At 65.9% G+C, this 23,025-nt stretch carries 20 protein-coding genes, 1 tRNA gene and 1 pseudogene; 10 read left to right on the forward strand and 12 right to left on the reverse strand.

All coding sequences use genetic code 11. The annotated features are described in order from the left end of the window. Positions 1-73 precede the first annotated feature (73 nt). A complete protein-coding gene (locus tag IQ16_RS41630) occupies positions 74-1,765 on the forward strand; it encodes a Na/Pi cotransporter family protein (protein WP_018641851.1) in 1,692 nt (563 codons plus the stop codon). A gap of 9 nt (positions 1,766-1,774) precedes the next feature. On the opposite strand, the gene IQ16_RS41635 is transcribed toward IQ16_RS41630, so the two are convergent. The 6 genes from IQ16_RS41635 to IQ16_RS41660 all read right to left on the reverse strand — a co-directional run bounded on the left by IQ16_RS41635 (position 1,775) and on the right by IQ16_RS41660 (position 12,953). Further along, positions 1,775-2,113: a lipid-A-disaccharide synthase N-terminal domain-containing protein gene (locus IQ16_RS41635; protein WP_018641850.1), complete on the reverse strand. Its 339-nt coding sequence runs from the start codon at positions 2,111-2,113 to the stop codon at positions 1,775-1,777. After that, on the reverse strand, positions 2,110-2,847 hold the full coding sequence (locus tag IQ16_RS41640; RefSeq protein WP_018641849.1) for a glycosyltransferase family 2 protein: 738 nt from the start codon (positions 2,845-2,847) through the stop codon (positions 2,110-2,112). The genes IQ16_RS41635 and IQ16_RS41640 overlap by 4 nt, the downstream gene beginning before the upstream one ends. Before the next feature lie 66 nt (positions 2,848-2,913). Continuing rightward, positions 2,914-3,759 (reverse strand): phosphatase PAP2 family protein, encoded by an 846-nt coding sequence (locus IQ16_RS41645; protein ID WP_018641848.1) that lies wholly within the window; start codon positions 3,757-3,759, stop codon positions 2,914-2,916. A 1-nt stretch (position 3,760) separates the two neighbouring features. Continuing rightward, positions 3,761-5,503, reverse strand: coding sequence for an ArnT family glycosyltransferase (locus IQ16_RS41650; RefSeq protein ID WP_018641847.1), 1,743 nt, complete (start codon positions 5,501-5,503; stop codon positions 3,761-3,763). Positions 5,504-5,553: 50 nt separating this feature from the next. Further along, positions 5,554-7,743, reverse strand: coding sequence for a penicillin-binding protein 1C (gene pbpC / locus IQ16_RS41655; protein ID WP_018641846.1), 2,190 nt, complete (start codon positions 7,741-7,743; stop codon positions 5,554-5,556). A 5-nt stretch (positions 7,744-7,748) separates the two neighbouring features. Further along, the gene (locus IQ16_RS41660; protein ID WP_018641844.1) at positions 7,749-12,953 is read right to left on the reverse strand and encodes an alpha-2-macroglobulin family protein; all 5,205 of its coding nucleotides are present in this window, start codon (positions 12,951-12,953) and stop codon (positions 7,749-7,751) included. A 404-nt stretch (positions 12,954-13,357) separates the two neighbouring features. Here IQ16_RS41660 and IQ16_RS41665 point away from each other — a divergent pair. The 3 genes from IQ16_RS41665 to IQ16_RS41675 all read left to right on the forward strand — a co-directional run bounded on the left by IQ16_RS41665 (position 13,358) and on the right by IQ16_RS41675 (position 14,253). Continuing rightward, positions 13,358-13,434, forward strand: a tRNA-Arg gene (locus tag IQ16_RS41665). A gap of 99 nt (positions 13,435-13,533) precedes the next feature. Beyond that, positions 13,534-13,746: a hypothetical protein gene (locus IQ16_RS41670; RefSeq protein WP_145832194.1), complete on the forward strand. Its 213-nt coding sequence runs from the start codon at positions 13,534-13,536 to the stop codon at positions 13,744-13,746. A gap of 285 nt (positions 13,747-14,031) precedes the next feature. Next, positions 14,032-14,253: a hypothetical protein gene (locus IQ16_RS41675; RefSeq protein ID WP_026311818.1), complete on the forward strand. Its 222-nt coding sequence runs from the start codon at positions 14,032-14,034 to the stop codon at positions 14,251-14,253. A 40-nt stretch (positions 14,254-14,293) separates the two neighbouring features. On the opposite strand, the gene IQ16_RS41680 is transcribed toward IQ16_RS41675, so the two are convergent. After that, on the reverse strand, positions 14,294-15,574 hold the full coding sequence (locus IQ16_RS41680) for a hypothetical protein (RefSeq protein ID WP_018641839.1): 1,281 nt from the start codon (positions 15,572-15,574) through the stop codon (positions 14,294-14,296). Positions 15,575-15,697: 123 nt separating this feature from the next. Here IQ16_RS41680 and IQ16_RS41685 point away from each other — a divergent pair, with 123 nt between their 5' ends. Together IQ16_RS41685 and IQ16_RS46160 are read left to right on the forward strand one after the other, a co-directional pair. Beyond that, positions 15,698-15,925 carry a DUF2171 domain-containing protein gene (locus IQ16_RS41685; RefSeq protein ID WP_018641838.1) on the forward strand — a complete coding sequence of 76 codons (228 nt, stop codon included), beginning with the start codon at positions 15,698-15,700 and terminating at the stop codon, positions 15,923-15,925. 640 nt (positions 15,926-16,565) lie between these two features. Further along, positions 16,566-16,727: a hypothetical protein gene (locus tag IQ16_RS46160; protein ID WP_018641836.1), complete on the forward strand. Its 162-nt coding sequence runs from the start codon at positions 16,566-16,568 to the stop codon at positions 16,725-16,727. 108 nt (positions 16,728-16,835) lie between these two features. Here IQ16_RS46160 and IQ16_RS41690 read toward each other — a convergent pair whose 3' ends face one another. The 3 genes from IQ16_RS41690 to IQ16_RS41700 all read right to left on the reverse strand — a co-directional run bounded on the left by IQ16_RS41690 (position 16,836) and on the right by IQ16_RS41700 (position 18,366). Further along, positions 16,836-17,618 (reverse strand): hypothetical protein, encoded by a 783-nt coding sequence (locus IQ16_RS41690; RefSeq protein WP_018641835.1) that lies wholly within the window; start codon positions 17,616-17,618, stop codon positions 16,836-16,838. Between the two features lie 194 nt (positions 17,619-17,812). Next, positions 17,813-18,052: a hypothetical protein gene (locus tag IQ16_RS41695; protein ID WP_018641834.1), complete on the reverse strand. Its 240-nt coding sequence runs from the start codon at positions 18,050-18,052 to the stop codon at positions 17,813-17,815. Between the two features lie 77 nt (positions 18,053-18,129). Further along, positions 18,130-18,366: a hypothetical protein gene (locus tag IQ16_RS41700; RefSeq protein WP_018641833.1), complete on the reverse strand. Its 237-nt coding sequence runs from the start codon at positions 18,364-18,366 to the stop codon at positions 18,130-18,132. A 267-nt stretch (positions 18,367-18,633) separates the two neighbouring features. Here IQ16_RS41700 and IQ16_RS41705 point away from each other — a divergent pair, with 267 nt between their 5' ends. Continuing rightward, positions 18,634-18,981: a DUF6481 family protein gene (locus tag IQ16_RS41705; protein WP_018641832.1), complete on the forward strand. Its 348-nt coding sequence runs from the start codon at positions 18,634-18,636 to the stop codon at positions 18,979-18,981. Positions 18,982-19,106: 125 nt separating this feature from the next. On the opposite strand, the pseudogene IQ16_RS41710 reads toward IQ16_RS41705, so the two are convergent. After that, positions 19,107-19,347 (reverse strand): annotated as a pseudogene (locus IQ16_RS41710) (pentapeptide MXKDX repeat protein). 336 nt (positions 19,348-19,683) lie between these two features. On the opposite strand from IQ16_RS41710, the gene IQ16_RS41715 reads away from it, so the two are divergent. From IQ16_RS41715 to IQ16_RS41725, 3 genes are read left to right on the forward strand one after another with little or no spacing between them, the layout of a single operon-like run. Further along, positions 19,684-20,706 carry a TRAP transporter substrate-binding protein gene (locus IQ16_RS41715; protein ID WP_026311817.1) on the forward strand — a complete coding sequence of 341 codons (1,023 nt, stop codon included), beginning with the start codon at positions 19,684-19,686 and terminating at the stop codon, positions 20,704-20,706. Continuing rightward, complete coding sequence (locus IQ16_RS41720; RefSeq protein WP_018641829.1) at positions 20,703-21,257, forward strand: TRAP transporter small permease; 555 nt, start codon at positions 20,703-20,705, stop codon at positions 21,255-21,257. The genes IQ16_RS41715 and IQ16_RS41720 overlap by 4 nt, the downstream gene beginning before the upstream one ends. Further along, positions 21,254-22,612, forward strand: a complete 1,359-nt coding sequence (locus tag IQ16_RS41725) for a TRAP transporter large permease (protein WP_018641828.1) — start codon at positions 21,254-21,256, stop codon at positions 22,610-22,612. Before IQ16_RS41720 ends, IQ16_RS41725 begins: the two co-directional genes overlap by 4 nt. 69 nt (positions 22,613-22,681) lie before the next feature. On the opposite strand, the gene IQ16_RS41730 is transcribed toward IQ16_RS41725, so the two are convergent. Then, positions 22,682-23,025, reverse strand: a 344-nt coding sequence (locus IQ16_RS41730) for a transposase (protein ID WP_488226085.1), incomplete at its 5' end; no start/stop codon positions are given.

The raw sequence follows: 23,025 nt of genomic DNA on the forward strand, positions 1-23,025 counted from the left end.
CGCGCCAACAAAGGGTTGATCCGCAGACGTTTGGCGCTAGCCTCACCAATCGACTCCAATCCGGACACGGAGCATGGGTACGTTGGTTCTGCTCGATCTGATGGGCGGCGTGGCGCTGTTGCTGTGGGGACTGCACATGGTCCACAGCGGGATTTTGCGCGCGTTCGGTCCCGACCTGCGGCGGCTGCTCGGCAAGGCGCTGGGCAACCGCATCAGCGCATTTGCGGCCGGCCTCGGGCTCACCGCGCTGCTCCAGAGCAGCACGGCGACCGCCCTGATCACCTCTTCGTTCGCGGCCGAAGGCCTCGTCAGCCTTGCCGCCGCGCTCGCCATCATGCTGGGGGCCAATGTCGGCACGACGCTGATCGTGCAGGTGCTGTCGTTCAACATCGCCGCTGTCGCGCCCGTCCTGTTCGTGCTCGGCCTTGTCGCCTTCCGCTCGGGCCCGCGCTCCCGGATCAAGGACATCGGCCGCGTCTGCATCGGCCTCGGCCTGATGCTGCTGTCACTGCACATCCTGCTCGACACGCTGGCGCCGGCGGAGAACGCACCCGGCATGCGCGTCGTGATGTCGGCAATCACGGGCGATCCCGTGCTCTGCATCGTCATCGCCGCGCTCGTCACCTGGGCGGTGCATTCGAGCGTCGCCAGCGTGCTGCTGATCATGTCGCTGGCCTATTCGCAGTTCATCACGCCTTATGCCGCGCTGGCTCTGGTGCTGGGCGCCAATCTCGGCAGCGCCATCAATCCCGTGTTCGAAGGCGCCCGGCGCGACGATCCCGCGAGCTATCGCCTGCCGGTCGGCAATCTCATCAACCGCGTGGTCGGGATAGCGCTCGTCCTGCCGTTCCTGGGCGTGATCGCCGCGCACCTGCATGCCTGGCAACCGGATCTGGCGAAGATGACGGCGGCCTTCCACATCGCCTTCAACGCCGGCACCGCCATCGTCTTCATCGGGCTGCTCGACACCATGTCGCGCCTGCTGACGCGGCTGCTGCCCGATCGCGTGCAGGAGACCGACCCGGCCCGGCCGCGCTATCTCGACGAGAGTGCGCTCGAGACGCCGTCACTGGCGCTGACCGACGCCGCCCGCGAAGTGCTGCGCATGGGCGACCTCGTCGAAATCATGCTGCGCAAGGTGATGGCCGCGATGATGACGGGCGACCGCGCGCTGGTCGACCAGGTCTCGAAGATGGACAATGCCGTCGACGGCCTCGACGAGGCCATCAAGCTCTACGTGACCAAGCTGATGCGGGGCAGCCTCGACGAGAGCGAGGGGCGGCGCGCGATGGAGATCGTCTCCTTCGCCATCAACCTCGAGCATATCGGCGACATCATCGACAAGAGCCTGAGCGAGCTCGCGACCAAGAAGATCAAGCGCCGCCTCCAGTTCTCGGCCGAGGGCGCCGAGGAGCTCGCCGCCTTCCACAAGCGCACCATGGAATCGCTGCGGATCGCCTTCGGCGTGTTCATGTCGGGAGACGCCAACGAAGCGCGCAAGCTGCTGGTGGAGAAGACCACGCTGAAGAACACCGAGCTCGCCGCCGTCGAGCGCCATCTCGACCGCCTGCGCGAGGGGCGGCCCGAGACCATCGAGACCACCTCGCTGCATCTCGACGTGCTGCGCGATCTGCGGCGCATTCACTCCCATATCTGCTCGGTCGCCTATCCCGTGCTGGATGCCGCCGGCGAGCCCTATCGCAGGACCGAGGCGGAGAACGCTACCCTGCCCGCCTCAGGCGCGGCATCGGTGCTGCCGCGCTAGCATCCGCGCTCAGCGCTCCAGCGTCTTCGAGGCGCGGCCGCGGTTCTTGACGATCAGCATGATGTTGCGGATGTAGATGATGGTCGCGAGCGACTGGCCGAGGATGATCACGGGCTCGCGCTTGACGACGCCATAGACCAGCGTCATCAGCCCACCGCCCATCGAGCAGAACCAGAACGCCATCGGCACCACGCTGTTGCCGGCGCGCTCGCTCGCGATCCACTGCACCAGAAAGCGCGCAGTGAAGAACAGCTGAGCGACGAGACCGAACGCGAGCCAGAAGTCGAACTTGGCGACGAAGACGTCGTAGAGATAGTTGCTCAGCGCCTGACCGTATTGAATGATCATGCGTTCACCTCAGTCACATCTGGTGTCGGCTTCTTGCGGCGGATCAGCCACCACACGCCGGCGAGATCCATGATGCCGATCCAGAGCCGGTCAAAGAAACCGTAGTTGGACACGCCGGAACGGCGCGGACGGTCGACCACGTCGACATAGGCGATGTCGTAGCCCTCGCGGCGCACCAGCGCCGGCAGAAAGCGATGTAGCCCATCGAAATAAGGCATCATCAGGAACACCTCGCGGCGGAACGCCTTCAGTCCGCAGCCGGTGTCGCGCGTGCCGTCCTGGAGGATCGCGTTGCGGACCCTGTTGGCCACGCGCGACTGGAATTTCTTGAAGCCGGTATCCTTGCGCCCGACGCGTTGCCCCGCAGCGAGGCCGACCCGCCCCGCCCCTTTCTCAACTGCAGCGATCAGGTCCGGCAGGAAGGCCGGATTGTTCTGGCCGTCGCCGTCGAGGGTTGCCACGATCACCCCGCGCGCGGCGCGCACGCCGCTGCGCACCGCAGCCGACTGGCCGCCCGATCTGCTGTGGCGGAGCTGACGCAGATTGCTCCGCTGCGCCATGATGGCCTTGAGCCGCTCGCCGGTCGCATCCGTCGAGCCGTCATTGACGTAGATGATCTCATAATCCCAGCGGCCGTCGAGCGCCGTCGTGATCTCCTCGATCAGGGGCGCGATGTTGTCGGCTTCGTTGCGCACGGGAACGACGATGGAAACCGATGGCTGGAACGTCGACAAATCGAGACTCGTGGTTGGAATTGGCCTGCCACTCGGGGAACCGGCGGCCCCGGCAGGCAGCCGCTTTTATGGGGCGGATGCCCCGCGGGCAACCCTTTTGAGGCGCCCTGTGGCCGGCCCCGGAAGCGGCACGATGGTGCCGTCGGCACGGATGGCAAAGGCGAGCCGGCGCGCCGCAAACCAGTAGCGCACGCTCATGGCGCCGACGATGCCCACCAAGGCACCGGCCGTGACGTCACTCGGGTGATGCGCGAGCAGCACGAGCCGTGTCAGCAGGATCACAATCGCGTAAGTGAACATGAACATCCGCAGCCGCGGCCAGAGTGCGGAGACCGCAAACGCCAGCGCGAACGCCGTGATCGCATGCCCCGACGGCAGGCTGGCGTAGGCTCCCGTCCCCTCGAACGGGATGAAATTGAACGGATCGGCCTTGCCGCCGACGAACGGACGTCCGCGGCCGATGAGATATTTCAGGATCTCGCCGACGAACACGGAGACGGTAACGGACAGAAACAAAAACTGGAGCCGCGTACCCAAACCCAGCAGCAATGTGCGGCGAGTGCCGTGAAGCCCCGCCGCGACGAGCGCCACGACCACGAGCGCGACGCCCAGCGCCGAAAGCACGTACTCGTCCTTGCCGAAATCGGTGAGGATGCGGATCGGCCACAGGCTTGGCGTGCCGCGCACCGGCATCAACTGGATCTCGGTCAAGTCGAACGCCAGCATCAGCGCGATGACCAGGGCCGCGCCCGCCATGCTGAGCCACAGCGAGTGCCGTGCCAGCTTGCGTGCGGCCTCGGCGCGGCGCGAATGCGACGGCGAGCGCACGAGTTGTGCCAGCGCACGTCCCGACACCGTGAGTAGTTGCGCGGGATAGCCCGGGCGAGGTGCGATATTTGTCGGGGCCGACATCTTACTCGGTGCCTTCCGACCGGAAGATCGAGATCGAGATCGCGCGGCCTTGCGAGAAATTGTAGCCGTCGATGCGGGCGCCGACCTTGTAGCGCAGCCCGATCGCCTCGGCGCGCTGCACGAAGCTGCGCTCGGAACGCTGCTCGATCAGTGCGAAACGGCAGCTGCCCTGCCGCAGGAAGTCCGCCGCGCCCGAGCCGTCGGTCAGCAGTGTCTGCGTGCCGGTGAGGAACACGAGGCTCGGCTCGTGATAGCCGGCGGCGGCCGCCTTCGGCCCGACACAGGTGACATTGCGAAGCGCCCGCGCGATCTCGATGCTCGGAAACAGCGGGGTCAGCGACGGCAGCACGATGCCCCAGACCACGACCGCCAGCATCAGGGCCGCGACCAGCGCGTTCAGCACCGAGCGTTCGGCGCGATTGGTGTCGAACAGCCACCAGGCGAACAGGCCGAAGATCAGCGAAGCCGCGATGAACGGCCAGGCCACGAAGGCCGGCTGCCGGGTCAACATGACCGCGCCGACCACCGCGATGATCGAGGCCGCCGCGGGGATCGCGAACCACCAGGCCGAGCCGCGCATCAGCCAGGACCGCGACAGCACGCGCCGCTCCAGCGCCCCGACCGTGAGGATCGCGATCGCCGGATACAGCGGCAGCACGTAATGCGGCAGCTTGGTCAGCACCGCCTCGAACACGATCCAGGACGGGATCAACCAGGCCAGCAGGAATTGCGCGCCGGGCTCGCGCCGCGCCCGCCACACCGCAGGCGCCGCCATTGCCGCCAGCGGCGCACCGGGCCAGAACGTGATCCAGAACAGGGCCAGGTACATGCCGGGCGGCGCACCGTGGGATTCCTGGGCGCCGATCTTGCTGAGCATGTCGCCGCCGACGGAATCGGCGAAGAAGGCATCGCCCGCGCGCCAGAAGATCGCGACGAACCAGGGCAGCACCAGCACCAGCATCCACATCAGGCCCCAGACCGGGCGCAGCTTCCACAGCCAGGAGGCATCGCGATCCAGGATCGCGAGCGCGACGATGGTGAGGCCGGCGAACATCAGGATCAGCGGGCCCTTGATCAGGATTCCGACCGCGAGCGCGGTCCAGAACACCGCGGGCCAGCTCCAGGGCGGATGGGTCTCGTCCTCGGCGCGCTGCCAGGACAGGTAGGCCCGCGCCATCGCGCCCATCGCTGCCGTGACGCAGAACAGCAGCATCGCATCGGTCTTGGCGAGCCGTGCCTCGACGCCGAGCAGCACGGAGGCGCACATCAGGAGCGCCGCGAGCACGGCAGCGCGCCGCGTGACGAAAGCGAGCGCAGCCCAGTAGGTCATCAGCACGGTGCCGATCGCGCCTATCAGCGACGGCAGCCGGTAGACCCAGATCCGCAATTCGGCCTTCGGCAGCTTGAGCGCCGATGCGATTTCGACGGCGGCCGATTGCAACCAGTAGATGCCGACCGGCTTCTTGTAGCGGACGTCCTCCTGGAAGCGGATGTCGACATAGTCGCCGCTCTCGACCATCTGCTTGGTGGCCTGGGCGAAGCGCGCCTCGTCGCGATCGACGGGCGGGATGGTGAAGAAGCCCGGCAGGAACAGCAGCAGCGCGCACAGCACCAGAAAGGCGACCGCGCGGGCGTGACTGGCCGTGGCGATATCGAACATGGACACGAGCCGGCTGCCCGGATTCACGGGCGATTTCGGCTCACGGGGCGCTCCAAAACGGGGGCTTGGGTAGGTCTCGGCCATTGGTTCCGCTTACGCTGAAACCGCCATCGCCACAACCGCTTAAGGCAGGGTCATTGAATTCGAATGACAACTGTGTCCGCGGCGCCCGTGGCATCGATCACGGTAAGCCGTGCAAAGCCCGGGCCGGGCGGATCGATCAGACGCTGGCGGCGGCCGTCGATCTCGCCGCGCGCGGTTCCGTTAACCATCACGGTCATCGGCAGAACCCCGCCGGCGACTTTTACGGGCATGGCCGCGCTCTCGGGCCCGCCCGAGCGATCGACGTCGATCCGCGAGCCGTTCAACGGGAACTGGATGTGCAGCGCCTGCTCGCCGCCGGTCCGCACCAGCTCTCCGACCGGGCGGAACCGCTTGAGCGGCAACGGCAACTTTGCGTTGCTGGCGACCAGGGTTCCCTTCGGCGGCTTCGGCAAGGGTGCCTGTGTCTTGCCGCTCCGGGCAAAGGCGTCGAACAGGATGGGTGCCGCGGCGACACGTCCGATCAGGCCCGGAACCGGCGCGCCGTCGGGCCGGCCGACCCAGACGCCGATGGTCATGCGGCCGTCGAAGCCGACCGACCAGGCGTCGCGATAGCCGTAGGATGTGCCGGTCTTGAACGCGATGCGGTTGTGGGCCGCGTTCTCCGGCGGCGGCGTGCCGAGCAGCACGTTGCCGACCTGCCAGGCCGCGACCTGATCCAGCAGCCGCAACGGCTCGCGGTCGTCCTTGGTCGCGATGATCTCGCGCAGCGGCTTGGTGGTTCCGAGCCGGGCGAAGCCGGCATAGAGCTGCGCGAGATCCTGCAGCGTTACGCCGACGCCGCCGAGGCCCATGGCAAGCCCGGGCGTCTCGTCCTTGGGCAGGATCAGATTGCCGCCGGCTTGCCGCAGCCGCGAGGCCAGCCGGCTCGAGCCGACGCGGTCGAGCAGCACGATGGCCGGCACGTTCAACGACAATTGCAGCGCCTTCCTCACCGGCACCGTGCCCTGGAAGGTCAGGTCGAAATTTTCCGGCGCGTAGGAGCCGAAGCGAACCGGACGGTCGTCGATCAGGCTGTCGGGATGGACAAAACCGTCCTCGAAGGCGAGCCCGTAGATGAAGGGTTTCAGCGTCGAGCCCGGCGAGCGGATGGCGCGGGTCATGTCGACCTGCCCTGCCCGGGTCTCGTCGAAATAATCCGCCGAGCCGACGCGCGCGAGCACGTCGCCGCTCTCATTGTCGACCACGATGATGCCGACCGAGATGTTGGGTCCAAGCGCAATGGCACGGTCGCGCGCCAACGGCTCCAGCACCTTCTGCAAGTTCGCATCCAGCGTCAGCTTGATGATCGGGGTGTCCTTGACCGTCGACAGTGCCGTGTCGGAGGCGTGCGGCGCCAGGATCGGCATCGGCTTGCGCAGTGCCGGCACAGGTACGGCCTTGGCCTGCCTGGCGTCGTCTGCGCTGACCACATGCTCCTCGACCATGCGGTCGAGCACGCGATCGCGCGCCTTGCGCGCCGCCTCGGGATAGCGGTCGAGCCGGCGCGTCTCCGGCGACTGCGGCAGCGCGACCAGCAATGCGGCCTCGGCTAGCGACAGCCGCTTCGGCTCCTTGCCGAGATAGGCGATCGAGGCAGCGCGAATGCCTTCGAGATTGCCGCCATAGGGCGCGAGCGCCAGATAGAGATCGAGGATCTGCTCCTTGCTCATGCTGCGCTCGATCTCGATCGCGCGCACCATCTGCCGCAGCTTTGCGTAGAGCGAGCGCTGCCGCCGCGGCTCCATCAGACGGGCAAGCTGCATCGTGATGGTCGAGCCGCCCGAGACGATGTGGCCGCGCGTTCCAAGCTGCAAGGCGGCGCGGCCCAGCGCCAGCGGATCGATGCCGTTGTGCGCGTAGAAGCGCTGGTCCTCATAGGCGAACAGCAGTTTCAGATAGGTCGGATCGACATTGGTCTTGGCATCGACCGGCAGCCGCCAGCGCCCGTCCGCCATCGCATAGGCGCGCAGCAGCTTGCCGTTGCGATCGACGATGGTGGTGGAGACCTGCCGCACCTCGTCGAGTGGGAGCGGACCGAGGGAGTAGACCCAGGCAACGAAGCCGGTGATGGCGAGGATGAATGTGAGCGCGAGGGCGGAGAGGAGGCGCAGGCGGCCACCCCTCGCTCCGCCGTCGTTCCGGGATGGTCCGAAGGACCAGACCCGGAACCTCGAGATTCCGGGTTCGGTGCTGCGCACCGCCCCGGAATGACGAGTCTTGCTGTCAGCCTCAGCCATCATTTCACTCACTTCGCCGCCCGCACCTCGACAGTCCCCGTGCCCGTCCGCCCATAGCGCGAGGGATTGTACATGTCCTCGACATAGGCCTGCGGCAGCACGTATTTGCCGGGCGAGACCGCGCGCACGACATAGGCGACGGTGAAGACCGACTTGGAGTCCGAGGCCCGGTCAACGGCCGCGGTGAAGCGATCGTCGCGGAACTCGGTGTCTTCAGGCTCCTCGCCGTCCTCGATCCAGTCCAGCGTGCCGCTGTCGCCGGACGAGACCAGCTTCGGATTGTCGATCTCGAGGCCCGCCGGCAGATAGTCGGACACCATGATGTGGCCGTACTCGGGCTTCGCCTCGGTGATCTTCAGCACCACCGCGAAGCGCTGGTTCTGCTTGACCTTGCTGATGTCGGCGGGCTTGCCGTCGAGCGTGTAGTAGCTGCGCTCGATCTTGAAGCCGTTCGACGCGGCCGGCTCGGGCGTCACCGGCGAGCCCGACACCGAGACCACCGCCTGCACCGGCGCATCGCCGGTGTTGGTGATCTTCAGCGGCTTGCCGCTCAGCGTGTCCGCCTTGTAGCTGCGGTAGAGCGCGGTCTTGACCGGCTGGCCGTCGACCTCGATCGAGAGGTTCTCCTTGGCGAGCGCCCGCGCCGCCAGCACCAGCCACGCATTCTCCTGCGTAGAGGTGTAGGGCGTCAGCCCGCGCGCGGTCTCGACCCGCGACACCGCCTGCGTCAGCGTCGCCCTCGGCGCGTTGCCTTCGCTGGCAAGCGAGACCAGCGCTGCGGCATCGCGCAGCTGCGAGCCATAGTCGGTGCGCCCGAATTCCAGCACCGGTTTTGGCGCGAGGCTGTCGAGCGCCGCGCCATAGACGCGTTCGGCGCGGTTACGGTCGCCGACCAGGGCCAGCGCCGCGGCAAGCTGCGACTTCGCGATCGGGGTCGCGAGGTTGTTCAGCTTGGTGTCCGCGAGATAGCGGAGATCGCCGATAGGCGCTGCGCCGTTGCGAGCGAGCACATAGAGGCCGTAGGCGAGATCGCGGCCGCCGTCCTTCTCCGGCTCGTTGCCGTTGACGACGGAGTTGCGGATACGATCGAGCGCGTTCTTGAACAGCACATCCGGCACCGCAAAGCCCTTCTCGCGGGCGCGGGTGAGGAAGTCCGTCACATAGGCATCGAGCCAGGCATCGTCGCCGCCCGCCGACCACAGGCCGAACGAGCCGTTCGAGCCTTGACGGGCCAGGAGCCGCTCGATGGCGTCGCGGATGCGCTGGTCGACCTCGGTGTCCATGGCGAGATGCGCGCCGGCCGCGAGCTCGTTGACATAGAGCAGCGGCATGGCCCGGCTCGTGATCTGCTCCGAGCAGCCATAGGGATAGCGGTCGAGCGCCTTCAGGATCGTCGCCGCATCGAGCGCGGTCGACAGGCTGGCCGAGACCGAGACGCTGCCGGTGCCCGGCACGAGGTCGGAGAACATGTCCGAGGTCAGCGTCAGGCTCTCGCCTTTCGCCAGGGTGCGGATCGAGCGCCGCGCCAGCACCTGCGTTGCCGCCTTGACGTCGAACGCATAGTGCCGCGCCAGCGCGAGGCCATTCGGTCCCTTGATGTCGACGTCGAGCGTCGCCTGCCCCGCCGCGGTCGCATCGAGCGCGAGCGAGAACGAATTGCGCTGCTTGGCGGCGAGCTTGACCGTGGCGGCGGGATTGCCGGTCATCTTCACCGGCCCGCCGGTCTTGACGTTGATGACGTAGTCGCCGGCCTGGCCCTCGACATTGTCGATCTCGAGATTGACCGTGCCGTGGTCGCCATTGAGCAGGAAGCGCGGCAGCGTCGTGGTCAGCACCACGGGGTCGCGGATCACGACGTCGGTATTGCCGCGGCCGAGTTTTGTGGCGGTCCACGCCACCGCCATGACGCGCGCGGTGCCGGCGAACTCCGGAATGTCGAAGCTCACCTCCGCGGTGCCGTCGGAACCAACCGTCACGATGCCCGAATAGAGCGCCAGCGGCTTTTGCGAGGGCGGCGAGCCCTGCAGCTCGGCTGCGCCTGCGTCACCGCCGGACTTGATCTGGCCGCGCGTGCCCGACATGCCGTCGATGAGCTGGCCGTAGAGATCGCGGATCTCCGCGCTCAGGCGGCGCTGGCCGAGGTAGTAATCATCCGGCGCCGGCGGCTTGTAATTGGTGAGGTTGAGGATGCCGACATCGACCGCAGCGATGACGATCTTGGCGTCCTCGCCCGGATTGAGCCCGTCGAGCTTGACCGGGATCTTCAGCATCGCGTTGGGCCGGATCAGCGAAGGCGGCGCCAGCTTCACGGCAAGCGTGCGGGTCTGCTTGTCGATGCCGAACCATTTCAGGCCGATCGCCCTGCCCGGCATTCGCTGGGCAGCGGCATCGAGCGGACGGCGCAGCGTCGCCACCACATAGGCGCCGGTGCCCCAGTCCTTGCCGACCGGGAGCTTCACCTGAGCGGTGCCTTCCTTGACGTCGATGGTCTGCGTCGTCAGCAGGCGATCACCGAGCACGTTGATGGTGAGCTTGCCGGCGCTGCGGACGTTGACCGACACCGTCATGGTGTCGCCGGAGGCGTATTGCGGCTTGTCGATCGAGGTCTCCAAGAGGTCCGGCGTGTCGGCGCTGCCGTCAGAGTACCAGCCGACGTCGAACTGCACCGAGGTCACCGGCCCATCGGCATCGTTCGACTTCACATCCAGCCGGTAACGGCCGGGCTGGGGCGACAGCGAGATGCGCGCCGGCTTGTCGGCGGCGATGGTCACATCGCCGTCGGCGACGCGCGAGGTCGACTTGACCGGCTCGTACTCCCAGTAATTGTTCTGGCGATACCACTGGTAGCGCGACTCCATCTTCAGGAGCTCGTAGCGCAGGCCGTCGCGGCGCAGCCTCTGGCCCTCGGGCGAGACGAACACGACGTCGAACTCGGCCTTGTCGCCCTCGGCGACATTCTTGTCACCGAACAGCGGCTTGATGCCGATCTGCGCAGCAGTGGGCGCGACCGGCAGCACGATCTTGCGCTCGACGGCGCGGCCGCCGGTCTCGACCATGCGGACGAAGATCTGCGCCTCCTGCGGACGCGTCGAGGCGGGCTGCTTGTCGAGCGTCACCGGGAAGGTCGCAACGCCATTGGCGTCCGCCTCGGGAAGGTTCTCCAGCGGAGTGCGCTCGTTCGAGGTGGTCTCCTCGTCGGCGACGCCGAACTGGTAGCCGGCAAAGCCGGGCCGCTCAGCCGCAGGCGCGACCAGCATGTCGCCTTCGAGCGCGAGGCCCGAGGCCGGCGCACCATAAAGGAAATGGCCGTCCGCCTTAAGCTCCACTGGAGCGTTAGCTTTGATCAGCTTGTCCTTGGCGGACAAGTCGAATTCGATCCGATCCGGAACATAGTCTTCGACCATGAAGGTGGTTTCGCCGACCGAAGCACCCTTCGGATCGGTGAAGGCGCGCACGCGCCAGGTGCCGGTCGACACAGCCGAGTTGAGCGGCACGGACAGCGTGCGGCCGCCGGCGCCCTGGTCGGGCAGCACCGCACGGCGGTATTCGACGCCGTCAGGGCGCTCGACCACCAGCGTCATGGGACCACCGGTCACGGCATTGCCCTGCCCGTCGCGCAAGAGCGCAGTGAGGAAGACGGTTTCGCTGGAGCGATAGACGCCGCGCTCGGCATAGACGAACGCATCGGCGCCGGCGGGCACGGCGCGCCCCGAAACGCCGCGGTCGGAGAGATCGAAGGCCGAGGTCTTCAGGCTCAGGAAGGCATAGTCGGCCTTCTCGCCCATCACCGTGAGCATCGCCGGCGACAGGCCGCCCTCGCCACGCGCAAGGCCCGCCTCGAACAGCACGTGACCGGACTCGTCGGTCCTGCGCGTCGCCAGGATCTCGTTGTTGCGGGCAACCAGCCGCACCTCGGCCTTGCCGACCGGATCGGTCGAGGCTAGCGAATTGACGAAGACGTGGATGCCGTCATTGCCGGAATAGGCCGACACGCCGAGGTCGGAGACGATGAACCATTGCGTGGCGAGCTGGTACTCGTCGTCCGAGCCCGGACCCTTGGCCGCGGCGGTCATGACGTAGACGCCGGGCTGGAGCTCGCCGAGAGCCTGGTCGACCGGGAATGCCGTGGTGACGTCCTGGTTCAGCGTCATCGCGGTCGACAGCTCGCCCGACCAGACCTTGACGCCGCGCTCGTCGCCGAGATCGCTGAGCTGATATTTGGTCAGCGTCTTCTGGAAATCGCTGTCGACCACCGTGTTGATCAGGTTGCGGTCGCCGATCCGGAAGACGTTGATGTTGACCGCGGGCGTGTTGACGCTGACCACGGGAATGCCGCGCTGGCCGGTCCGGGGCAGCACATAGGCCCGGCTGGTGAAGCGTACGAAGGGCTTGCGGTCGCGCACATAGATGTTGAATTCCGCCGATTTCGGCAGCCCCTCCTTCACCGTGGACGGAAGGCCGGCGCGCAGGTTGATGTTGTAGCGTTCGCCGTGCTTCAGACCGTCGACGCACAGCTGCTTGCCCTCGGCCGACAGCGCCGGCTTGTCCTGCCCTGCGAGGGCCAGGAACGGCGCGAAGTCGGTGCGCTTGGCGAGCTCCTCCGAAAACTGGAAGCAGGCGCGCGGGCTCGCCGAGTCCGAGTCCACGGTGTAGTCGAGCAGCCGGAAGCCGTGCTCATCGCGCAGCTTCTCATATTGGCCGCGGACATCGGCGACCTCGCGCAGGTCGAGCGACAGCCGCAGCGAATCCAGCGCCGGCCGCCACAGCTTGCGTTCGGCCAGCGACTTGCCGAGCACGGCGAGCGCGTCGGCCTCCTCGCCCGGATTGCCGGCCCGCTGATAAGCGACATAGGCCGCGGTCGAGGCGCGCTCCAGCAGGAAGGTCTGCTCGCTCGAGTTCTTCGGCCAGATCTGGAAGATCACCTTGGCGAGCCGCAGCCAGTTGCCGGCATCGTCAGGCGTGGTGGCTGCGATCTGCCCGAGCACCGACAGGCCAGTGCGATAATCGTTGCGCTTGAAGGCGGCGTCGGCATCCGTGCGCAGCGTCGCGTTGGTCTTGGCGACCGGGCCCGCCTCGCTCTTGATCTGCGCCTCCAGCTTGATGGCGGAATCGGCTAGATCGTCGCGTTTGAACGCCTTGTCGGCGGCCTGTGCTGCCGAAAGGCCGAGCGCCAGCGCGGCGCAGATTGTGACGGCGCGAACAAGACCGATCATGGATGGACTCCCGGAAATCGCGGACAAACGCCGCTTGTCGCAAGAAATGCGCGGAAAGGTGACGGACTCAAGGCGATGGAACCAGAGGTGCAAAACGTCGCATTCGCCATGACAAGGCAGGCCCAGAGGAGACCAGTCCAGATACCGCCGCGCACGCCGTCCTGATGGCGCAGCAACACCTAGCCAGTCGACCGGCGGCCGTGTCCCGGAAGCTGTTCAGCGTTCCCGGCGATGTGATCCATCGTCCAGTCCGCTGCCGCTCAACCCGGCACCCTGACACCCCACCGTTCCGCTTTGTCGCGGCATTGAGGAAAACGGTTCGGTTCAGACTTGGCGAAACACCCAATTTTTCATATTGGCATGCTAGATGAACGGCCAGCCGCCCAAACCGGGTGGCTCAAGACGGTCCCGTAGCTCAACTGGATAGAGTAGCGGATTTCTACTCCGCGGGTTGCAGGTTCGAGTCCTGCCGGGATCGCCACCGAAATACCGTTGGCAATCAAAGACATTTGGCCGCGCGGTTGCTTGGCCAGCAGTTGCCGTGCTAGACGCCTGCTCGGAATCAGACTGTGGCATGGGAATGCGTGAAGCGAGTATCGAGCGGGGAAGCGTCGGCCATTGGGGGTACGCGCTGCTGTACCTTGCAGGATTCGCGATGATCGCAGGTCTGATCAAATTCGGCGCCGACTACTACCTTTTGAAGCAAGACTTCAAGGCGGTTCAGTGCAGCGCGGCGTACTGGAAAGCGCAGGCGCTCGGGCACCATCCCAAGCCCTGCCCGGTCTCGCCGTGAGCTGAAGCGAAAACAGCCGCCGCCGCCGTCGTCTGCCATCCCATCACGGTGGCAAAGACCGCCGAGAGTGAGCGACAGCAGCGCGATGACGAGACCCTGAGCAGCCACCCGCTGACGTCACGCTGCTCGTAAAGCAGGCAGGGCGCGAGCTTCATCGCAGCGACACCTTCACGAACGCGTGGGTACCCTCGCCCAGACCTTTCAACTGAACAGACGACCCCTATCTACGCGTCGGGCGACGTGCGCCCGAAAAGGACTCCGATGCCGCCAACTGAATGGACGAGAATGGCTATCGCATCTGCGGTTGCCGTGATCGCTATGGCGTTTCTGGCAATCGACGCTGGCGTGGACGTCAATTCAGGCATGATTGCAAAACGCATCGAAACGGCGCGGGCTTCCATCACGGACGCGGCGGCCAGTCAGCATCAGCTCGCCTTTGCCGTTCAGGCGTGGGCGCGTCGCGACCACCAGAAGCCTCACCCGGAAGAATGCCTGGCGATCGATTGATCCAGGCGCACGGCCCGCGGCTATTGACCTAGCCGCGCATTCATCTGTCCCCACCCGCCTGCTCGTGCGTCCGCCACCACTCGGCGACCGCCGCCGCCAGATCATTCCACAGTTCGGTCGGCAGATCCGGCACCGCCACCCGGACGCTGTATTCATCCGTGGTCGCATTGTGAAACCATTCGGTCGCGGCGAAATCGAAACCGAAGCTGCCGGCGTGGCGGATCGGGAAGCCATCCCGGCCGAGATCTCGGCTCATCGCGTCTGCGGCTTGCCGCGCGCTGGCCTCATCCAGGGGGCGCCTGCTGCGGAGCGTAACGTAGAGGCCGTGGGTGAAGTGGAGCTCGGCCGCGAGCGAGGCAAGCTCACGCGAGAAAAGTCGGGCCGCATGGCGGCCATTGCGCAAGATGGCTGCGACGCGCCGCTTCGTTAAGGCCCAATAATCCGCCGTGCCAACAAACGGAGGGAAATGTGCCGGCAGCGCCGCGCCGCCGAGAAGGCGGACGGCATCGCGCGTCTCCGCCGCGAGGCGTTCGGGCATTGCGCCATTCGTCGGCGCGCCCTCCTCGCTCCAGCGGACGAATACCGCGGAGCCGAGCCGGCCGTATTCCGCCCCGAGCGAATCCAGCTTGGTGTGGCTTCGCACCATCACCACGGGGATTCCGCTTCGCCTTGCCCAGCGCAAGACACGCCGGATGCGACCCGACCGGCCGGCAAAGCATGTCGTGTCGAAGATCAGGAGATCGAGACCAGAACCATCGCAGCGTAGCGCTGCTTCGAACGCGCCGGCCGAGACGCAGGAATCCAGCAGGAGTATTCGCGGCGCGCCGGCGCCAGCCAAGGATAGCGGCAAGCTTAACGTGACGAGCCGCAAATCCGGGACGAAGCGCTCGATCAGCTCCAGCGTCTCGCCGTAGGAGCCCGGCAGGACCAGGATGTCAGCGCCAGCGACGATCCGGGTGGCGGCAAACAGCAGCGCCGAGATCGCGGCCATGCCGGAGGCGGTATAGATCGTCTCGCTGCTGCAGCCGGGCTCGCGTTCGTAGAACGAGGGACCGTTCACCTTCAGATCCGCACGCTGATAGTCGTAGCTGAAGGTGAACGGACCGCTGGTCGGAGACGCCGTGGCCGACCAGGAGGTCTCCGTCGCCTTCCAGTCCTGCAGCGCATGTTCGGCGCGCAGCGCGGCGGTCAGCTGGAATTTGGTCCTGATGACCTCGTCCACCGTGCGCGGGCACGGCACGTGCCGCGGGCTGCTCAGGCAGCCGTTCAGCAGCCCGATCTCCCTGTGCTTGCGCTCCAGATAGGCCTTGATGGTCTCCATATGACGCTTGTCGGCTGCAACTCTCCTTCAACGTCCGGCGCGCCTTTGGGGTCCAAACTGCGGCGCGCTGCGCGGAGCAACGAACAGCCGTCTGCATCGTTGAGACTGCGAAAGGAGGACATCATGCCGAAAATCAGGGAACACATGAAAATCATCGGCAAGGACGGTGTGCATGTCGGCACCGTCGACCGCCTCGAGGGCAATCGGATCAAGCTGACGCGCAAGGACAGCCCGGAGGGCCACAAGGACCATCACCACTACATCGACACGAAATATATCGGCGCGATCGAGGGCGATGTCGTCAAGCTTTCGGTCAATGCCGACGCGGTCCCGAAGTCGGAAGCTGCGTGACAACACAGAGCCCCTTCGGCGACGTTTCGTTTGTTCACGATCCGACTCCGCTTCGTTCGCAAAGCACGAATCGCGACCGCGAAAATCAGCGCTGCGCAATTGTTAATATGGAATTGTCGTAGCGCTGATCGCGCGCGCTTCCTCGGTCACGCGCACGGGGCGAACACGAGCGCGAGATTGCCGATCACGAAATGAGATCGCTACTCCGTCGGCTCATCGTCGCGCCGCTCGCGGGCAAGCTGATGCCAGGCGATGGCGAGCTCGATCAGTCGTTGCCGGTCGGCGCCTTCGGCCGCTGCGGCGCGCTTCATTGCGGCCTCGGCTTCGTGCTGCGGGTCGTACTTGTTGCACATGAGTCCGATTTTAGCCGCTCGATCTGGACAAGTGCGTGGCAATTTCGTCCGTATGATTGCGGAGGACCGACGTTGTTATGAGCGATTCAAACACGCTTTGATTGTGGTACCAGAGAAGTTGCACTCGCGGTTTCAGACGCTCTCCGGCGCCGGTAAACGGAGGCGGCTTCATTCCGATCTGTGAATTGCCTCACAGCCTGCGCACGGCCTCTCGCGCTAAACAGCACTTCAGCGCTGCCAAGGGAGCGTGCCAAGGGAGCGCGAGACGGCGTGGGAGGTCTCCCGTCATGACACAGGAAGCAACCGCCGAAGCCAGGGTTCCGACACAACGACAGAGGTCCGACCTGTTCGGCATCGCGTGCCTTGCGACGATCGGTCTCGTGACGCTGGCCTGGATCGCAGGCCTGGTCTGGGGCGCGATGGCATTCTTCAATTGGCTGGTGTCCTGACACGGCAGGCGGTCAGCCCTCGTCCGCGCGCAACTGGATCGACCGGCACGAAAACAAAAGAGGCGGGCCTTTCGCCCGCCTCTTCGGTTTCAGATCCTGCGCAAAAGCTCAGTAGCACGCGCGCGGATCGGCCTGCACATACTGGCCGTTCGGATAACGGTAGTAGCAATTGCCCTGGGCCACGTAGTAGCCGGGGCGCGAGGCTGCCGTGGCGCCGGCGATCGCGCCGGTGGCGCCGCCGATCACCGCGCCTGCGGCTGCACCCGTGGCGTTACCCGAGATCAGGCCGCCGAGCACGCCGCCGACAATGGCACCGCCCAGCGCGCTTGCGCCGGGATCGGCCGGCGGCGGCGGAGGCGGCGGCTCGTAAGCGACCGGCGGCGGCGCCGGGGCATAGGCCACCGGCACGTCGTCGTAATAGTCATCCGAGATGTAGGCGGGCGGACCGGCCATCCGCTGCGGATAATAATACCAGACGCCGCCGACGTCCCACCACCAGCCGGAGCGGCCGTTGCGGACCTCGTGGCGCCAGCGCCCGCCATCCCAGGCGCGATTGCCGCGATAGGCGTGTCCGCCCCAGTCGCGCTCCGGCGCGGGGCCACGCGCGTAGTTGCGGCCGGGCGGCGGGCCGCCGGCATGGTGCGGGCCGGGACCGGGGCCACCAGCCTGAGGCTGGCCGCCGGGCTGCTGCGCGGGCCGGGCGGCCTGCTGCGGCGGCGGACCCTTGCGCATGTTCTGATTGGTCTGGGGCGGCGCGCCGGCGCCCTGCCCGGTCGGTGGCGGGCCCGCGTCCCTGGGCGGCCTGGCTTCCTGCGCCTGCGCCGAGAGTGCGAGCAACGACATGGCCGAAACCAAGGGAATGATGATTGTCTTGCGGCTGGACGCACTCATGCGTGCTTGACCCCCTACTCTCTCGCTTGCCGTGGTCCCGCGCGCGATAGACGATTCGCCTCGCGCCGGGGTGATGCCGGCTGACATGACTGACCTGCTTGATCGGCCAAGTGATCGGCCAAGTCCCGTTACAAATGGTTAAGATCACGGCAATTTTTCGGCCCAGGGGCCGCGGCGGGTCGTGTCGAGCGCCGCTAACGCGCCGGTTCGATGACGTTGCAATTGCTCCGCCCCGACATCAGGCAATCCTGCATCTTGCTGGCCGAGGTGAGATCGCGGGCGAGCCACCAGCCGATTCCGAGGATCAGAAGCGCGATGATCAGGCCGGCAATGGCGCCGCGGCGGTTGTCGCCGGGTTGAGGCCTTGTGGGTTGAGGCCTTGGCGGAGATTTGGACTTCTCGCCCGGTTCGGGCTTGGACGCAGGGCTCGACATGACAACCTGATCGCACGGGGTGAGCCGGCTTTATCACCTCTGCGACGTGGCGTCACATCCCGGCCGGACTTTCCGGCTCAGCCCCGGGTCTGGCGGATCGCATCCTTGCGCGAGGTTTCGACAGCCGGGATTGCCTCGCGGGCCCGCGGTGCGCAGGTCGTGAGCACGAAGGCGGTCTGGCTGCACTCCCAGTCGGCGCCCAGGACGGTGTTCTCGATCGGTTGCGGACGGGCAAACAGCAGTGCGGCACCCGCCAGCACCGCCACCACGAGGATGAGCGCGAGCGCCTTGAGGCTCAGCCGAAAGATGGTCATGCCCGTGCTCCGTCTCGAATTGGGGCGGACGCTAGGCGTTGCGTCAGGACGCCCACTATGAGGGACATCACAATTCGGCAGTTTTTCGGGGCTACGAGAGATCGTCGGGGGAGCGATTTTTCGTCTACCTGATCGGCTGCGATTATGGGTGGCTTCGCGACGCGCGCCGATGTACACGCTTGTGCGTCGCGTTGCGCCTGCTATGCCCAGCCGACGTACCAACAGGCAGTGATGTAGGATTGAAAGCGAGGAAGACAAGGCTCGTCGATGAGTGGATTCAGGGAACCAGGCTTTTCCGACCGGCAAAAGGCCGCGCAGGAAGCACGCAAAAATCTTTTGAACAAATTCAAGTCGCAGCCGGGCCCCGACGATCCGGCGGTTGCCGCGCGCCGTGCTGAACGCGAGGCTCTCGCGGCCAAGCGCTCCGAGGCAAAGGCTGCGCGCGAGGCCGAAAAGGCCGAGCAGAAGCGTATCGCGGAGGAAGCCGCAGCGGCGGAAGCCGCGCGCGTCGCCCGCGAGGCCGAGGAAGCGGTCGCCAGACAGGCTGAACTCGAGGCCGAGCAGAAGGCGAAGCGCGACGCGCGCTACGCAGCCCGCAAGGCCAAGCGCAAGTAAGCTTCGCGGCTCACGTTCATTTGAATTTGAACTGAGACATCACTTTTCGGGGCGGTCCGCGTGACCGCCCCGAACTTTCGGGCGCGCGCGTCCGCCTGACGCAAACGCCGCGACGATGGCGAAGATCAGTTCTTCTTCATCATCCCGTCGTCTTTCTTCATCCCGTCCTTCGACATGTGATCCTTCTTCATGGCGTCGTCCTTGGACATGGCATCCTTCTTCATGCCGTCCTTGGACATCGTGTCCTTTTTCATCATGCCGTCATCCTTGCCCATCTTGTCCTGGGCAAAAGCGGCCGGCGACAGCGCGAGGCCAAGCGAGAGGACGGCAGCCGAGACGCCGAGCGATACGGGTACGAATGGTCATGGATCATCTTCCCTTCGAGATGGTGTTTGTCAGCGACGAACGCCGCTAATTGATCTCGACGGATCGACCGCCGGAGTTGTTACGGCTGCGCCGATAAATTTCTCCGGGCCGCGCATTCGCCGCAATCGCATCTGCGGTATCGGGCCTTCATCCGGAGCAGCGGGACGGCAAGTGTGCAGCGCAGCACGACCGGCACTTGCCGCGGCATTCGGTCTCGAACTATCAGATGAGAGAACATCGCCTCTAAGACCGGCTAGGATGGGCCCGAACGCCGGTCTGAAGAGACCCGACCCAAATCACACCAACAAGAACAGAAACGTTCAAGGGGATCACACCATGATTACGCGCCGCCATCTGATCGCGACCGCCGTCGCTGCACCCGCCATCTTGCGCTTCGGTACCGGGACCGCGCATGCCGCCACCACGCTGAAGATCTCGCATCAATTCCCTGGAGGCACCATCGACAAGGGCGATTTCCGCGACCGTCTCTGCCGCATGTTCGCCGCTGAAGTCAGCAAACGCAGCAATGGCGACATCGCCGCCGAGATCTATCCGAACTCCTCGCTGATCAAGACCAACGCGCAGTTCTCCGCGATGCGCAAGGGCGCGCTCGACATCTCGCTCTATCCGATGCCCTACGCCGGCGGCGAGCTGCCCGAGACCAATATCGGCCTGATGCCCGGCCTCGTCACCACCTACGACCAGGGCCTGCGCTGGAAGAAGGAGCCGGTCGGCAAGGCGCTGACCGACTTCCTCGCCGACAAGGGCATCATCCTGCTCACCTGGGTCTGGCAGGCCGGCGGCGTCGCCAGCCGCTCCAAGCCGATCGTCGCGCCCGAGGATGCCAAGGGCATGAAGGTGCGCGGCGGCTCGCGCGAGATGGACATGGTGCTGCAGACCGCCGGCGCCTCGGTGCTGTCGGTGCCGTCGAACGAAATCTACGCGGCGATGCAGACCGGCGCCTGCGATGCCGGCATCACCTCCTCCACCAGCCTGATCTCGTTCCGCCTCGAAGAGGTGGCAAAGTGCCTGACATCCGGCGCAGGCGCCTCCTACTGGTTCATGCTCGAGCCCTTGATGATGTCGAAGGCGATCTTCGACAAGCTGCCGAAGAACCAGCAGGACGTCCTGCTCACCGTGGGTCAGGAGCTCGAAGCCTTCGGCCGCAAGGGCGCGCAGGACGACGATGTCGAGGTCGCCAAGGTCTACGAGAAGGCCGGCGCCAAGGTCTCGGTGCTCGATGCCGCGACCGTCGGCAAGTGGCGCGACATCGCTCGTGACACCGCCTGGAAGGATTACGGCGCCAAGACCGCAACCTCGGCCAACCTGCTCAAGCTTGCCACCGACGTTGCGGCATGAGCCACGGTCCGCTTCCGGATCGTGACGACCAGACGAGCGCAGCCGCAGGGTCGGGCCCCGCGGCGGCGATCGATCGCGGTCTCGCCGTCCTCAACAGCATCATCGTCGTGTTCGCCGCGATCGCGCTGGTCGCAGCCTGCGCCATCCTGAGCTACAGCGTGCTCAGCCGCGCGCTGTTCAAGGCCGCCAATTACTGGCAGGACGAGGCCGCCGTGTTCCTCTTGGTCGGCGCCACCTTCATGACCGCCGCCTATGTGCAGCAGAGCCGCGGTCACATCGGCATCGAGGCCTTTGTCGGCCTGCTGTCGCCGCTCGCCAACAGGGTTCGGCTCTGGCTGGTCGACGCCGCTACGTTCCTGTTCTGCGCCTTTTTCACCTGGAAGTCCTGGACGCTGGCCCACGAGGCCTATGTCGATGGTCAGGTCTCGAACTCGATGTGGTCGCCGCCGCTCGCCATTCCCTATTCGCTGATGGCGCTCGGCATGAGCCTGCTCTGCGTCCAGATTCTCGTGCAGCTTGCGCTGCCCTTTACTGGAGGCCGGCGGCCATGAGCGTTTTCGGCATCGGCCTGGCCTACGGCATCGCGACGCTGGTCATCATGTTCTCGGGCATGCCCATAGCTTTTGCCTTGGGCGCGGTCGCGGTCGTGTTCATGGGCATCTACATGCCCACGGCCTCGCTCGATACGGTGACGCAGAACGTCTACGAGGAAATGGCCTCGATCACGCTGCTGTCGATCCCGCTCTTCATCCTGAAGGGCGCGGCGATCGGCAAATCGCGCGCCGGCCAGGATCTCTACTCGGCGCTGCATGCCTGGCTGCATCGCGTCCCCGGCGGCTTAGGGGTCGCCAACGTGTTCGCCTGCGCGCTGTTCGCGGCGATGGCGGGCTCTTCGCCCGCCACATGCTCGGCGATCGGCTCGGCCGGCATCCCCGAGATGCGCAAGCGCGGCTATTCCGGCGGCTTTGCCGCAGGGATCATCGCCGCCGGCGGCACGCTCGGCATCCTGCTGCCGCCGTCCATCACCATGATCCTGTTCGCGGTCGCCGCTGAAAAGTCGCTGGGACGGCTCTTCCTCGCCGGCATTGGTCCCGGCCTCTTGCTGGTGACCCTGTTCGGTGTCTATGCCGTGATCCGTTTCCGCCAGGAGTACAAGGCGGCTGAAGCAATCTACAAGAACGGCGGCCCGGAAGCTCCGATCCTGCAGCGCGACGAGTACACGCTCGCCGAACGCTTCAGCGTGCTGCCGCGCGTCATTCCCTTCGTGCTGCTGCTGACCGGCGTCATGATCGCCCTCTATGGCGGCTATGCCACGCCGTCGGAGACCGCCGGCCTCGGCGGCCTCCTGGCGCTGGCGCTGATCGCTGCGATCTACAGCGTGTGGCGGCCGAGCGACCTTGCGCCCATCATGAAATCGACGATCCGGGAATCGACTATGCTGATGATGATCATCGGCATGTCGCTGCTCTATTCCTACGTGATGAGCTATCTGCACATCTCGCAATCGGTCGCCGAATCCATCGTCGCGATGCACCTGCCGCGCTGGGAGCTGCTGTTCGCGATCCTGGTCATGGTGGTCGTGCTCGGCTTCTTCCTGCCGCCGGTCTCGATCATCCTGATGACGGCGCCGATCATCCTGCCGCCGCTCCGCGCCGCCAATTTCGACATCATCTGGTTCGGCGTGGTCATGACCATCGTGATGGAGATGGGCCTGATCCATCCCCCCGTCGGCCTCAACATCTTCGTCATCCGCAACGTCGCGCCGGATATTCCCCTGCGGGAGGTGATCTGGGGCACGCTGCCGTTCGTGCTGCTGATGATGCTCGCGGTGCTGCTGCTGTGCTTCGTGCCGGGGATTTCAACCTGGCTGCCGGACCTCGTGATGGGGCCGGACGGGAGCAGGTAGCGCTGCCGTAGGGTGGGTTAGCTGTGCGGATGCGCAAAGCGCAATCCGCGCGGCGTAACCCGTCGTCCGTTAAGAAGCCGGATTGATCGAGGCTGGCCGGGCGAGCGTGCGCCATAGCTGGGCCAGGAACAGGCACAAGAGATATCTCAGCCAGGCGAGGATGCGGCGGAAGTTGTGTCCGACGGCTGAGAGGACGACGTTGGCGGCATCGCCGGCGCGGCCTTTGAGGTAGCAGCGCCCGAGGTGGCCTTCCGCCTTCAGGTGTCCGATGATGGGCTCGATGGCGGAGCGGCGGCGCAGCTCGCGCTTGATGACACCGAAAACGCCGCGCTTCTGGCCGGAGATGAAGACGCGACGGGGATTTTGTGCGTCGTGGCCGCGGTATCCCTTGTCGACATAGGCCCGCTCGATCG

Origin of the sequence: Bradyrhizobium huanghuaihaiense, assembly GCF_007830635.1 — a bacterium.
Taxonomy (GTDB): domain Bacteria; phylum Pseudomonadota; class Alphaproteobacteria; order Rhizobiales; family Xanthobacteraceae; genus Bradyrhizobium; species Bradyrhizobium huanghuaihaiense.

Excerpts from the sequence above, each read along its gene's own strand:
- IQ16_RS41630 (WP_018641851.1), top strand. The coding sequence starts at position 74 with ATGGGTACGTTGGTTCTGCTCGATCTGATGGGCGGCGTGGCGCTGTTG.
- IQ16_RS41635 (WP_018641850.1), bottom strand. The coding sequence starts at position 2,113 with ATGATCATTCAATACGGTCAGGCGCTGAGCAACTATCTCTACGACGTC.
- IQ16_RS41645 (WP_018641848.1), bottom strand. The coding sequence starts at position 3,759 with ATGTCGGCCCCGACAAATATCGCACCTCGCCCGGGCTATCCCGCGCAA.
- IQ16_RS41650 (WP_018641847.1), bottom strand. The coding sequence starts at position 5,503 with ATGGCCGAGACCTACCCAAGCCCCCGTTTTGGAGCGCCCCGTGAGCCG.
- pbpC (WP_018641846.1), bottom strand. The coding sequence starts at position 7,743 with ATGATGGCTGAGGCTGACAGCAAGACTCGTCATTCCGGGGCGGTGCGC.
- IQ16_RS41660 (WP_018641844.1), bottom strand. The coding sequence starts at position 12,953 with ATGATCGGTCTTGTTCGCGCCGTCACAATCTGCGCCGCGCTGGCGCTC.
- IQ16_RS41670 (WP_145832194.1), top strand. The coding sequence starts at position 13,534 with ATGCGTGAAGCGAGTATCGAGCGGGGAAGCGTCGGCCATTGGGGGTAC.
- IQ16_RS41675 (WP_026311818.1), top strand. The coding sequence starts at position 14,032 with ATGGCTATCGCATCTGCGGTTGCCGTGATCGCTATGGCGTTTCTGGCA.
- IQ16_RS41680 (WP_018641839.1), bottom strand. The coding sequence starts at position 15,574 with ATGGAGACCATCAAGGCCTATCTGGAGCGCAAGCACAGGGAGATCGGG.
- IQ16_RS41685 (WP_018641838.1), top strand. The coding sequence starts at position 15,698 with ATGCCGAAAATCAGGGAACACATGAAAATCATCGGCAAGGACGGTGTG.
- IQ16_RS46160 (WP_018641836.1), top strand. The coding sequence starts at position 16,566 with ATGACACAGGAAGCAACCGCCGAAGCCAGGGTTCCGACACAACGACAG.
- IQ16_RS41690 (WP_018641835.1), bottom strand. The coding sequence starts at position 17,618 with ATGAGTGCGTCCAGCCGCAAGACAATCATCATTCCCTTGGTTTCGGCC.
- IQ16_RS41695 (WP_018641834.1), bottom strand. The coding sequence starts at position 18,052 with ATGTCGAGCCCTGCGTCCAAGCCCGAACCGGGCGAGAAGTCCAAATCT.
- IQ16_RS41700 (WP_018641833.1), bottom strand. The coding sequence starts at position 18,366 with ATGACCATCTTTCGGCTGAGCCTCAAGGCGCTCGCGCTCATCCTCGTG.
- IQ16_RS41705 (WP_018641832.1), top strand. The coding sequence starts at position 18,634 with ATGAGTGGATTCAGGGAACCAGGCTTTTCCGACCGGCAAAAGGCCGCG.
- IQ16_RS41715 (WP_026311817.1), top strand. The coding sequence starts at position 19,684 with ATGATTACGCGCCGCCATCTGATCGCGACCGCCGTCGCTGCACCCGCC.
- IQ16_RS41720 (WP_018641829.1), top strand. The coding sequence starts at position 20,703 with ATGAGCCACGGTCCGCTTCCGGATCGTGACGACCAGACGAGCGCAGCC.
- IQ16_RS41725 (WP_018641828.1), top strand. The coding sequence starts at position 21,254 with ATGAGCGTTTTCGGCATCGGCCTGGCCTACGGCATCGCGACGCTGGTC.